General features: G+C 75.8%; 9 protein-coding genes. 4 read left to right on the plus strand and 5 right to left on the minus strand.

Annotated elements, in window-relative coordinates:
- Window positions 1-5: 5 nt before the first annotated feature.
- Complete coding sequence (locus IE287_RS02135; protein ID WP_189847100.1) at window positions 6-1,130, minus strand: C40 family peptidase; 1,125 nt, start codon at window positions 1,128-1,130, stop codon at window positions 6-8.
- Between the two features lie 343 nt (window positions 1,131-1,473).
- On the opposite strand from IE287_RS02135, the gene IE287_RS02140 reads away from it, so the two are divergent.
- Together IE287_RS02140 and pcrA are read left to right on the plus strand one after the other, a co-directional pair.
- Window positions 1,474-1,827 carry a hypothetical protein gene (locus IE287_RS02140; protein WP_189847101.1) on the plus strand — a complete coding sequence of 118 codons (354 nt, stop codon included), beginning with the start codon at window positions 1,474-1,476 and terminating at the stop codon, window positions 1,825-1,827.
- A gap of 135 nt (window positions 1,828-1,962) precedes the next feature.
- Window positions 1,963-4,473 carry a DNA helicase PcrA gene (gene pcrA / locus IE287_RS02145; RefSeq protein WP_189847102.1) on the plus strand — a complete coding sequence of 837 codons (2,511 nt, stop codon included), beginning with the start codon at window positions 1,963-1,965 and terminating at the stop codon, window positions 4,471-4,473.
- A gap of 70 nt (window positions 4,474-4,543) precedes the next feature.
- Here pcrA and IE287_RS02150 read toward each other — a convergent pair whose 3' ends face one another.
- On the minus strand, window positions 4,544-6,169 hold the full coding sequence (locus tag IE287_RS02150) for a M23 family metallopeptidase (RefSeq protein WP_189847103.1): 1,626 nt from the start codon (window positions 6,167-6,169) through the stop codon (window positions 4,544-4,546).
- 243 nt (window positions 6,170-6,412) lie between these two features.
- On the minus strand, window positions 6,413-7,216 hold the full coding sequence (locus IE287_RS02155) for an esterase/lipase family protein (protein WP_189847104.1): 804 nt from the start codon (window positions 7,214-7,216) through the stop codon (window positions 6,413-6,415).
- Window positions 7,217-7,519: 303 nt separating this feature from the next.
- Here IE287_RS02155 and icmB point away from each other — a divergent pair, with 303 nt between their 5' ends.
- Window positions 7,520-7,927 carry a coenzyme B12-dependent isobutyryl CoA mutase small subunit gene (gene icmB, locus IE287_RS02160; RefSeq protein ID WP_189847105.1) on the plus strand — a complete coding sequence of 136 codons (408 nt, stop codon included), beginning with the start codon at window positions 7,520-7,522 and terminating at the stop codon, window positions 7,925-7,927.
- Between the two features lie 239 nt (window positions 7,928-8,166).
- Here icmB and IE287_RS02165 read toward each other — a convergent pair whose 3' ends face one another.
- On the minus strand, window positions 8,167-9,840 hold the full coding sequence (locus IE287_RS02165) for a DUF5691 domain-containing protein (protein ID WP_373307777.1): 1,674 nt from the start codon (window positions 9,838-9,840) through the stop codon (window positions 8,167-8,169).
- 107 nt (window positions 9,841-9,947) lie between these two features.
- Window positions 9,948-11,078 carry an SWIM zinc finger family protein gene (locus IE287_RS02170; protein ID WP_229883227.1) on the minus strand — a complete coding sequence of 377 codons (1,131 nt, stop codon included), beginning with the start codon at window positions 11,076-11,078 and terminating at the stop codon, window positions 9,948-9,950.
- A gap of 170 nt (window positions 11,079-11,248) precedes the next feature.
- Here IE287_RS02170 and IE287_RS02175 point away from each other — a divergent pair, with 170 nt between their 5' ends.
- A complete protein-coding gene (locus IE287_RS02175; protein ID WP_189847107.1) occupies window positions 11,249-11,662 on the plus strand; it encodes a hypothetical protein in 414 nt (137 codons plus the stop codon).
- Window positions 11,663-11,757: the final 95 nt, after the last annotated feature.

Consider the following 11,757-nt stretch of genomic DNA (forward strand, 5'->3'; position numbering starts at 1 on the left):
CGGGCTCAGGCGACGCGGGTGGCGCCGGCGAAGGGCATCTCGTCGATCGGCGCGACCCGGATCGGGGAGCCCGGCCGGGGCGCGTGGATCATCCGGCCGCCGCCGATGTAGAGCCCCACGTGGCTGATCCCGGAGTAGAAGAAGACCAGGTCGCCCGGGGCCAGCTCGGAGCGGGAGACCCGCCGGCCGGCGTTGATCTGGGTGTACGTGGTGCGCGGCAGCGACACTCCGGCGGCCCGCCAGGCGGCCTGGGTCAGCCCGGAGCAGTCGTACCCCGAGGGGCCGGTGGCGCCCCAGACGTAGGGCTTGCCGATCTGGGCGCGGGCGAAGGAGAGGGCGGCCGCGGCACGGCCGGTCGCCGCGGTCACCGGGGCCCGGTCGCCGGAGCCGCGGTCCGCGCGGGCCGTGGTGGCGCCCGCGGTGGTGGCGCCGGCCGCCGGGGCGCCAGGGCCGGCGGCCGTGGCCGGTGCGGCCGTGCGGGCGGCGGCGGCCGCCTCGTACCGGGCCCGCTCCTCGGCGGTGAGCCGGGCGAGGAGCCGACGGGCGGCGGTGAGCCTGTCGACGACGGCGGCCTTCTGGCGGCGCAGCTCGCTCTCGTGGCCGCGCAGGGCGGTGAGCCGGCCGGCGGACTCGGCACGGAGCTGGGCGAGGGCGGCGAGCTCCCGGCGTACGGCGGTGACGGCGGCGGCCTGGCGGTCGCCCGCCTTCTCGGCGAGCGCGGCCCGCTCCAGGTACCGGTCGGGGTCGGAGGTGAGGGCCAGCTGGACGGCGGGGTCGAGTCCGCCGGAGCGGTACTGCGCGGTGGCGACGGCCCCGAGGCTCCGCCGGGCGGTGTTGAGCCGCTCGGTGCGGCGGGCGGCCTCGTCGCGGAGGTGCTCGAAGGAGGCGCGTGCGGTGCCGGCCCGCTCCTTCGCGCCGTTGTACCGCTCGGTGGCGGCCTCGGCCTCCTGGTAGAGCCGGTCGACCTCGGCCCTGACCTGCGCGGGGGTGCGGTCGGGGCGGGCCGGGTCGGCGTGTCCGGAACCCTCGAAGAGGGTGGCGGTGGCGGCCGAGGCCAGGGCGAGCGTGGCGGCCGTGCGGGCCGCGGGGCGGCCGAGCGACGACGGCCGCGGTTTTCGGTGAGCTGCCACGAGGGCGGGTCACATCCTCTGCCAGTGGGGGACGGTGCCGGCCGGGGCCGGCGGCGGACCGCACAGGGGAGACGGGCCGCCGCCGGGGTCTCCGGCGGGGATGGCCGGCACCGCCGGGTGGGCCGGCGGGGTGGGGGCCGACCACCTGGGGCAGGACGCTAGCCCCGGGGGTCACGCCGTGGCGCCGGGTTGACCGGTATTGGTTCCGGATGACCCCCGGCGACCGTTCCCTTTCGCTCTCCGGGGCGGTCGGCGGAGGTTTGCGGGGGACGGGCGACCGAAGCGGGGGAGCGGGTGGACCCGGCCGGGGAGCGGTGCTAGGGGCCCGGTTAGGCTCCGCCCCATGGACGTCCTCATCAATGTCTTCGTCGCGCTCCACATCATCGGCATCGCCTCCCTCCTGGGCGGATTCCTCACCCAGATGAAGGCGCTCGGCGCGGGCACGGCCCGCTTCACCCCGGCCATGCTGCACGGCGCGCTGACCATGCTGGTCACCGGCGTCGCGCTCGTCGGCCTCAACCAGGCCGACGACCAGACGGTCAACAACCTCAAGGTCGGCATCAAGCTGCTGATCCTCGTGGTGATCCTCGGCATCGTCTACGTCAAGCGCGACGACGAGACCGCCGACAAGGCCCTCTTCGGCGCCGTCGGCGGCCTGACCACGGCGAACATCTTCATCGCGACCCTCTGGGTCTGATCCCCGGACGCCCGCCCCGCCCGGCCCGGCCCCCCTCGGGAGCCGGGCCCGGCCGCTCGCGGTGCGCGTCCTCACACCGGAAGGAAGCCGAAGGCGGACCCGGTTGTCGGCGCGGCGTCCTAGACTCGTGAGGCGATGAGCAGCCTCTTTGACGACAGCTTCCTGGCCGGCCTCCAGTCCCACTCCCCGGAGGACGCCCCGCCCCCGCCCGAGGACGACGAGCACGGCGCCCCGGCGGAGGAGGTTCCGCACGACCTGTTCGGGGAGCACTTCGACGCGCCCCCGCCCCGCGATCCGTACTACCGCGACGGCGCCCCCCGTCCGGTCGTGGACCCGGCCGCCCTCCTCGACGGGCTGAACGAGCAGCAGCGCGCCGCCGTCGTCCACACCGGCACCCCGCTGCTCATCGTGGCCGGCGCAGGCTCGGGCAAGACCCGGGTCCTCACCCACCGCATCGCCCACCTCCTGGGCACGCGGTACGTGCACCCCGGCCAGGTGCTGGCGATCACCTTCACCAACAAGGCCGCCGGCGAGATGAAGGAGCGCGTCGAGCAGCTCGTCGGACCGCGGGCGAACGCGATGTGGGTGATGACCTTCCACAGCGCCTGCGTCCGCATCCTGCGCCGCGAGTCGAAGCGCCTCGGCTTCACCTCGTCCTTCTCGATCTACGACGCCGCCGACTCCAAGCGCCTGATGGCGCTGGTCTGCCGCGACCTGGACCTCGACCCGAAGAAGTTCCCGCCGAAGTCCTTCAGCGCCAAGATCTCCAACCTGAAGAACGAGCTGATCGACGAGGAGTCCTTCGCCGACCAGGCCGCCGACGGCTTCGAGAAGACCCTCGCCGAGGCGTACCGGATGTACCAGGCGCGCCTGCGCGAGGCGAACGCGCTGGACTTCGACGACATCATCATGACGACGGTCCACCTGCTCCAGGCGTTCCCGGACGTCGCCGAGCACTACCGCCGCCGCTTCCGCCACGTCCTGGTCGACGAGTACCAGGACACCAACCACGCCCAGTACACGCTGGTGCGCGAGCTGGTCGGCACCGGCTACGAGGACCTCGGCCCCGCCGAGCTGTGCGTGGTCGGCGACGCCGACCAGTCGATCTACGCCTTCCGCGGCGCGACCATCCGCAACATCCTCCAGTTCGAGGAGGACTACCCGGACGCGACGACGATCCTGCTGGAGCAGAACTACCGCTCCACCCAGACGATCCTCTCCGCGGCCAACGCGGTCATCGAGCGCAACGAGTCCCGCCGCCCCAAGAACCTGTGGACCAACGCCGGAGCGGGCGCGCAGATCACCGGCTACGTCGCGGACACCGAGCACGACGAGGCCCAGTTCGTCGCCGACGAGATCGACCGGCTCACCGACGCGGGCGACGCGAAGGTCGGCGACGTGGCGATCTTCTACCGGACCAACGCGCAGTCCCGCGTCTTCGAGGAGATCCTCATCCGCGTCGGCCTGCCCTACAAGGTCGTCGGCGGAGTGCGCTTCTACGAGCGCAAGGAGGTCCGGGACGTCCTGGCCTACCTGCGCGTCCTCGCCAACCCCGAGGACAACGTCCCGCTCCGCCGGATCCTCAACGTGCCCAAGCGCGGCATCGGCGAGCGCGCCGAGGCGATGGTCGACGCCCTGGCGCTGCGCGAGAGGATCACCTTCCCGCAGGCCCTCAAGCGGGTCGACGAGGCCTACGGCATGGCCGCCCGCTCGGCCAACGCCGTGAAGCGGTTCAACACGCTCATGGACGAGCTGCGCACCATCGCCGAGTCCGGCGCGGGCCCCGCCGTGGTCCTGGAGGCCGTCCTGGAGCGGACCGGCTACCTCGCCGAGCTCCAGGCCTCCACCGACCCGCAGGACGAGACCCGGATCGAGAACCTCCAGGAACTCGCCGCCGTGGCGCTGGAGTTCGAGCAGGAGCGCGGGCAGGCCGCCGGGCAGGACGCGGCCGGAGAGGCGGACGCCGGGCCGGCGGCCGGCGCGGGGACGCTCGCGGAGTTCCTGGAGCGGGTCGCGCTCGTCGCCGACTCCGACCAGATCCCCGACGAGGACGAGGAGGGCGCCGGCGTCGTCACGCTGATGACCCTGCACACCGCGAAGGGCCTGGAGTTCCCGGTGGTCTTCCTCACCGGCATGGAGGACGGCGTCTTCCCGCACATGCGGGCCCTCGGCCAGACCAAGGAGCTGGAGGAGGAGCGGCGCCTGGCGTACGTGGGCATCACGCGCGCGCGCGAGCGGCTCTACCTGACCCGCTCGTCGATGCGCAGCGCCTGGGGCCAGCCCTCGTACAACCCGGCCTCCCGCTTCCTGGAGGAGATCCCGCCCGCCTACCTGGAGTGGAAGCGGACCGGGCCGGTGGCGAAGCCGGCGGGGCCGACCTCCGGCATCGCCTCCTCGCTGTCGTCCTCGCTCTCCTCGTCGCGGGCCCGCTCCGGCCCGTCCGGTTTCGCGACGCGCCGGGCCGGCGGTTCGGAGAAGCCGGTGGTCTCGCTGGCCGTCGGCGACCGGGTCACCCACGACCAGTTCGGCCTCGGCACGGTCCTCGCGGTGGCGGGCGCGGGCTCCGACGCCCAGGCGACGATCGACTTCGGCGGCGAGAAGCCGAAGCGGCTGCTGCTGCGGTACGCGCCGGTCGAGAAGCTGTAGCGGCACGGCACACGGCGAGGGGCCCGGTCCGTCGGACAGGGCCCCTCTCCGTGCGTGCGCCGCGGCGGGTTCAGCTCGTGGGGTCGAGGCCCTTGGTGCGGAACCAGGCGACCGGGTCGATGGCGGAGCCGCCGTTCGGCCGGACCTCGAAGTGGAGGTGCGGGCCGGTGGAGTTGCCGGAGTCGCCGGAGTAGGCGATGACCTCGCCGGCCTTGACCTTGCCGGAGCGGATCTTGGCGCTGCTCAGGTGGCAGTACCAGGTCTCGGTGCCGTCCGGGGCGGTCACGATGACCATGTTGCCGTAGGCGTAGTTGAGCTGGGTGCGCACGGTGCCGTCGGTCGCGGCCATCACGGGCGTGCCGGTCATCACGGGGAAGTCGATGCCGGTGTGCACCGACATCCAGTTGATGCCGGACTGGCCGAAGCGGGCGCTGAGCTGGTGCAGCTTCACCGGGAGCGCGAACTTGGGGCGCATCGCCTCGCGGCGGGCGGCCTCCTCCTCGCGCTTCTTCTTGTCGGCGGCCTGGCGGGCCTTGAGGTCGATGCGCTCCTGGGTGCGGCTGGCGCGGTCGCCGAAGTCGCGGACGTCGGCGTCCAGGGCGCTGAGCTGGGTGTCGAGCGCGGTGTTGGCGGGGACCTGCTTCACGGCGGCCGGGTCCGCGGCGGCGAGCGCCGTGGTGTCCCGCTGCTTCGGGGCCTCGGTGCCGGCGTCGGTGAGCCCGCCGACGGAGGCTGCCGCGATGCCCGCGACGCCCATGACGCAGGCGGAGGGGACGGCGACGGTCAGCAGGGCGGAGCGCTTGGCGGGGGTGCGGCGCCGGGCGCGGCTGCCGCCGGAGGAGCGGCGCGCGGACCGGCCCGGGGCGGCGTCGGTACGGACCTCGGCGGCGGGCGCGGGGACCTCGGCGCCGTCGGGGTCGAGCTCGGCGTCGGGGCCGAGGTCGAGCTCGTCCGGGGCGGTGTCGTGGGCGGCCGGTTCGGTCCCGTGGGACCCGGTGTCGGTCCCGAACTCCTCGGTCCCGTACGTCCCGTCCGCCGTGTACGCCCCGGTGTCGAACCCGCCCGTCCCGTAGGCCGCTTCCGGCTCCGGCTCGTAGGCGTAGGCGAACTCGGCGGTCGCGTCGACGCGTTCGGCCGGGGGGGTGTACTGGTGGGGGAGGACCGGCTCGGCCGGCTCGGAGGCCTGGTTCCAGGCGGTGGCGTCGTAGGCGCCGGTGTCGGTCGCGAAGACGGGGGCCGCCCACTGGCCGGTCACGTCGTAGGCCTCGTGGCCGTAGGCGCCCTGCGCCGCGTAGCCGCCGGAGTGGAGGGTCTCGTACTGCCCGGTGTGCTGGGCCTCGGTCCAGGCGGAGGCGTCCCACTGGCCGGTCGTGTCGTACTGCTGCTCGTGCTGTCCGTACGCCACGCCCGCCGGGGAGGCCTCCGTGACGGTGGCGGTCGCCGCCGTCCACTGGCCGGTGGCGTCCCACCCGCCGGTCGTGTCGTGGCCTCCCGGGGCGGTGGTCCAGGCTCCCGTCTCGTACGCGCCGGTCGTGTCGTACGTACCGGTGGCGGCGTACTGGCCGAGGTCCCACTGGCCGCTGTGGCCGGTCTGCCCGGCGTCCGACCACGATCCGAAGAGCGGATCGGTGGCGAAGCCGCCGAGGGTGTGGGCGCCGTCTCCGGCGTACCCGGCGTGGGGGTGCTGGTCGTTCACCAACGTCTCTCTCGCCTCGGCAGCAGGACCAGTCCGGGGCGGGCCCGACAGGGGGTGTCCCGGGGGGAAGCAGTGGCGCGACTGTACCCGGCGGTATGCGGGACCGACAATCTTCCGGGGGGCCGGCGGGTGCAGGAAACGGGCAATCGGCCGTGTTTCGGCAGCTCACGCACAGAGCCTTGGCCTTGTGTTCGAGGAACGTTCGAAGAACGGCGTCGGGGGTGTCGGCGCGCCGGTGTGACATCAGGCCACCGAGGCCGCCCCCTCGCCCGTCGCCTCCTCCGCCCCGCCGCCATCGAGGGCCTCCAGGATCCCGGCGGTCACCGTCGGGTGGACCGGCAGCGCGAGGTGGCCGATGCCGCTCACCCGCACGTCGTGCACCAGGAGGTCGGGGTGGTCGAGGCGGGCCGTCTCCACCGGCACCATGATCTGGTCCAGGTCGCTCCAGAAGCTCACGAAACGGGTCCGGCAGCCCGGTGCCGGAGCGGCCAGCTCCCGCAGCACCTCCGACCCGGGGCGCATCTGCCGCACCAGCGGGTGCGCGTCGGCGAGACGCGCGACGGTCGTGCCCGCGTGCGGCGTGCCGAGCGTGACCAGCGTCCGCACCCGTGCGTCACCGCCCAGCCGCTGCACGTAATAACGGGCGACCAGCCCGCCCAGGCTGTGGCCCACGAGGTCCACCTCTGCCCGGCCGGTGCGGTCCGCGATCCGCTCGATCCGCCGCCCCAGCGCCTCGGCCGCGGTCCGCAGGTCCCAGGTGAGCGGGGAGTAGTCGAGCGCCTCGACGTGCGCCCGGCCGTGCCGGGCGAGCGCGCGGCGCAGCAGGAGGAAGACGGAGTGGTTGTCGGCGAAGCCGTGCAGCAGCACGACCGGGCGGCCCGCCCCGGCCACGACGGGGACGGGCCCGCCGGGGGAGCCGTCGTCGGGGGCCGGCCCGCCCGCGCGGACGGCGACGAGCCCGGACGGATAGAGGACGAGGCGGCCGGTGAGGATCGCGGCCTCCAGCGTGGTCGCCCTCAGCAGGGCGGTCACCTTGGCAAGCTCCATCGCCGACCTCCCGTGCGGCACATGGGGCCGGGCGGAACGCCGGGGCGCCGGGGTCCCGCGCCGCACGGACGGCGGCACGGGACCCCGGCGACCGGCGTCGCGGCTCCTTTCGCGACCGGCCCCGCGGGCGGCTGGGAGGGCCCAGGAGGAGGGCCCGGAGCGGGGCAGGCCACGGAACGAACGTGTCCCACGTGTGATTTCCCCCTCGCCGGGCACCGCGAAACGGCCCGTTGCGGGATGCTGTAGATAACGTTCGTTCACCTCCCCGGCACAGACGCGCGGGGGTCGCATGTGGAGGCAGTGATGGGTGTGACCGGTCCGATTCGCGTCGTGGTCGCCAAGCCGGGTCTCGACGGCCACGATCGCGGGGCCAAGGTGATCGCGCGTGCCCTGCGCGACGCCGGCATGGAGGTGATCTACACCGGGCTCCACCAGACGCCGGAGCAGATCGTCGACACCGCGATCCAGGAGGACGCCGACGCCATCGGCCTGTCGATCCTCTCGGGCGCGCACAACACGCTCTTCGTCAAGGTCATCGAGCTGCTCAAGGAGCGCGACGCGGAGGACATCAAGGTCTTCGGCGGCGGCATCATCCCCGACGCCGACATCCCGCCGCTCAAGGAGAAGGGCGTCGCGGCGATCTTCACGCCGGGCGCCACGACCGCGTCGATCGTCGACTGGGTGAACGCGAACGTCCGCGTGGCCGCCTGACACCCCCGACACCCGCCCGCGCCGACGGCCGGGAGCCCCTCCGACGGGCTCCCGGCCGTCGGCGTACACCGGGTCCGTACCTCCGGTCCGTACCTCCGGTCCGCGCCTCCGGTCCGCGCCTCCGGTCCGCATACCCGGGTGCGCACACCCGGTCCGTGCACCGGTTCGTGTGCCTGGTCCGTACGCCGGTCCCGTACACCCGGTCCGCGCGCCCGCCCCGCGTGCCCCGGCGGTCGCCCTCACACCGCCGCGGGCGGGGCGCCGTCCAGCTCGGCGCGCATCAGGGCGCGCAGGTCGAGCGTGGCCACCAGGCGCCGGAACGCCTCGGACCAGTACGCGCCCGCGCCCGGCGCGGCGTCCTCCGCCTCCGGCGCCGCGGCCGCCAGCGCCTCCAGGCGCCGGGCGGCGGAAGGGGAGAGACACCGCTCCGCCAGCCCCATCACCCCGCTGAAGCTCCACGGATAGCTGCCCGCGTCCCGGGCGGTGTCCAGGGCGTCGATCACCGCCTCGCCCAGCGGTTCCGCCCACGGCACCGCGCAGACCCCGAGCAGCTGGAACGCCTCCGACAGGCCGTGCGCCGCCACGAAGGCCGCCACCCACCCGGCCCGCTCCCGCACGCCGAGCGTCGACAGCAGCTGCGCCCGCTCGGCCAGCGAGGAGGTGCCGGGCCCGGTCGCCGGAGGCACCGACGGGGCGCCGAGCAGCGCCCGCGACCAGACCGCGTCCCGCTGCCGCACCGCCGCCCGGCACCAGGCCGCGTGCAGCTCCGTCCGCCAGTCGTCGGCGACCGGCAGCGCCACGATCTCCTCCGGCGTCCGCCCGCCGAACCGGTCCGGCCAGCAGGACAGCGACGCCGACTCCACCAGCTGCCCCAGCCACCAGGACCGCTCGCCCCGCCCCGACGGGGGCACCGCCACGATGCCGTCCCGCCGCATCCCCTCGTCGCACTCGTGCGGCGCCTCCACGGCGATCGTCGGCTCGGCCGCCGTCCGGTCCGGCCCCACGCAGCTGACCGCCCGGGCCGCCATCCGGCCCGCCAGCGCCGAGCCCGGCAGCGCGGAGAGCAGTTCGGCGGCGGTCGCGCGGACATTGCGGCTGCGGTCGGCGAGCGCCTCCTCCAGGAACTCCTCGTCCGCCGCCGACAGGCCGGACCGCAGCGAGTCCAGGAACATCAGCCGGTCCTCGGCCCGCTCCCCGGCCCAGCCGCCCGCGAGCAGCGCCCGTCCGGCCGCCGGATCCCACGCCCGTACGGCCCCGAGCAGCGCGACCCGCTCGGCGAACAGGCCCTCCTCCCACAGCTCCCGCACCGCCGCGGCGTCCCCGGGATCCGGCAGGGCCCCGCCCGCGCGGCCGCGCAGCGCGAACCGCCAGTCCGGGTTGAACCCGGCCAGCCACAGCCCGCGCGGCCCGGCGAGGGCCAGCGCCCGCGGCCGCAGATCGGTCCGGGCCCTGGCCGCGTCGAGCAGCGCCGGCAGCGCCGCGTGCGGCGCCCGGTAGCCCCGCTCGTCCGCCATCGCCAGCCACTGGGGCAGCAGCTCGGCGAGGTCCGGAACGACGCCCCGGCGGCCCCCCGGCGGCGCGGGCGCCGCCCGTCCGGCCAGCAGCAGGCCGAGCCGCCGCCGGGCCGCCTCGGGCAGCGCGGGCCGCGGATCGTCCGGCGCCGGCGCGGGCGGTACGGCGGCGGGCCCGGGCCGCAGCCCCGCGCGCCGCCGCAGCGTCCGCCGCGCGGCGGCGTCGAGGAGCGCCCCGGCGGCGGCGGGCCCCCGCGGCGTCCCCGCGGGCGGCCGCCGGTCGGTCCCGAGCAGCGCCGACGCCACCAGCTCCTCCCAGCCGGGCGCGCCGGGGGCCGCTCCGGGCGCGGGCTCCGCCCCGGTGGAACGGGCGGCTTCGGTCTGCGGTTCTGTCGTCTGCACGGGGACTCCTCGGGCGCGTTCCGGGCCGCGGGCGCGGGTCGTCGGACGGGAAGGGAAGACGGCGGGGTGCCACGGCGGTGCCCCGCGCCGGGACCCGCCGCGGGGTCTCACGGCAGCGGGACCGTCTCCCCCGGGGCGTCGGGGGACCAGGCGGCGAGGGGGGTGAAGCCCCGGTGGCCGCACTCGCCGAAGACGGTGAGGGGGGCGCCGCCCGAGAGCGCGAGCAGCCGCCACGGGCCGGGGCGGGAACGGTCCCCGCCGGTCAGCGGCAGCGCCTCGCGCCCGTCGGCGTCGGCGAGCTGCCAGCCGTACTCCGCCCGCGCGGGCACCACGCGGGCGAGCGTCACCGGCCAGGACTCCAGCCACGGGTCCTCCCGCAGCGCCCGCCCGTAGGCGTCCAGCGCCGCGCCCACCGGGCCGCCCGGCGGCGGCGCGCCACGGCCGGCGACCGGGACCAGCGGCTCGCCCGGCTCCGCGCGCAGCCGCCCGGAGCCCGCGTGCGGGGTCAGCTCGCCGTCCAGCACCGCGCCGACCGGCAGCGCCAGGGCGGGCGCGCGGCCCGCCGCGCCGAAGGAGAGCAGCAGCGCGGTGCGGCCGCTCTCCTCGCCGTACAGCCAGGTGCGACGGGTCGTCAGCCGGCCGTCCCCCGTGTCGTATCGGGCGAGGACCAGCCAGCGGTCCCGCACCGGCGTGCCGCCGGGGGAGGAGGGCAGACCGATCCGGGTCCGCACCGTCGCCGCCAGCGGGGCGGGCAGCCGGTCGGCGGCCAGCCAGGCCCGGTCCAGGAGATGGGTGAGCGCGCACTCCTCCAGGAGCCGCACCGGCCAGCCGGGACCCGAACCCGGGATCGCGCCGAGCTCGCGCACCCGGCCCGCGAGGCCCGGCGCCTGCGCGTCGACCATGCGGGCCGCGGTCTCCTCCCACAGGCCGTATCCCCGCTGCCCGGCCGCGGCGAGCCCGCCGCGCACCAGGTCCGCGAGCCGCCGCTCCAGCTCCTCCGCGCCCGCCGTCACGCGGGCCGCGCGGCGCTCCGCCCGCCGGCGGGCGGCCACCGGATCGGCCGGCGCGGCCGGTCCCGCGCCTCCGGCGCGCCCCGGAGTCCCCCCGGCTCCGCCGGAGCCGCCCGCGCCGCTCCGCGGCCCGGCCGCGCCGGGTCCGCCCCCCGCTTCGCGCGAGGCCTCGCCGGGCTCCGGCGCCCGCCCCCGGCCGACCGTCCCGCGCACCCCCATGGCATCCATGCACCTGACGGTATTCTCCGCCACTGACAACGCACTTGACCTGCGGGTACGCTCTCCTCGGCCGACCCCGGCGACGTCTCGGTTTTACCGGTCCTTTACGGTGCTGTGCGAGCTCGCGCGAACCAGCGCGCGACCTTACGTCCGCACCACCGTGCAGGGGGAGTACCACCATGAACCGCACCGTCCGCACCGCCGTCTCGGCCCTCGCCGTCACCGGCCTCGCGTTCGGGCTCGGCGCCTGTTCCGAGGCTGCCGACAAGGCCGCCGACCAGGTCGACAAGGCCGTCGCCGAGAGCTACGAGGTGACCTACGAGGTCACCGGCACCGACCTGGTGTCCATCGACTACCACGCGGGCGACGGCACCGCGATGCAGCCGCAGGTCGAGAGCGAGAAGAAGCCCACCGCGCCGTGGAGCAGGACCGTGAAGCTGCACGGCATCATGCCGCCCGCCGTCATGCCGGTCTCCACCAAGCCCGCCGACCTCGTCTGCAAGGTCGTCTTCGAGGGCAAGGTCATCAAGGAGGCCAAGGGCGAGCAGGCCATGGCCGGCGGCTGCGTCGCCGTCTCCCCGGTCTTCAACTGACGCTCCCCGCACGCCCCTTCGGGCACCCCGACCGTCCCGGCACGCGGTGACGGCCGATTGTCAGTGGCGTGGTGCACCGTGGATCGCACAACAGG

Origin of the sequence: Streptomyces omiyaensis (genome assembly GCF_014650895.1) — a bacterium.
GTDB classification, from domain to species: domain Bacteria; phylum Actinomycetota; class Actinomycetes; order Streptomycetales; family Streptomycetaceae; genus Streptomyces; species Streptomyces omiyaensis.

Excerpts from the sequence above, each read along its gene's own strand:
- IE287_RS02140 (WP_189847101.1), top strand. The coding sequence starts at position 1,474 with ATGGACGTCCTCATCAATGTCTTCGTCGCGCTCCACATCATCGGCATC.
- pcrA (WP_189847102.1), top strand. The coding sequence starts at position 1,963 with ATGAGCAGCCTCTTTGACGACAGCTTCCTGGCCGGCCTCCAGTCCCAC.
- IE287_RS02155 (WP_189847104.1), bottom strand. The coding sequence starts at position 7,216 with ATGGAGCTTGCCAAGGTGACCGCCCTGCTGAGGGCGACCACGCTGGAG.
- icmB (WP_189847105.1), top strand. The coding sequence starts at position 7,520 with ATGGGTGTGACCGGTCCGATTCGCGTCGTGGTCGCCAAGCCGGGTCTC.
- IE287_RS02170 (WP_229883227.1), bottom strand. The coding sequence starts at position 11,078 with ATGGATGCCATGGGGGTGCGCGGGACGGTCGGCCGGGGGCGGGCGCCG.
- IE287_RS02175 (WP_189847107.1), top strand. The coding sequence starts at position 11,249 with ATGAACCGCACCGTCCGCACCGCCGTCTCGGCCCTCGCCGTCACCGGC.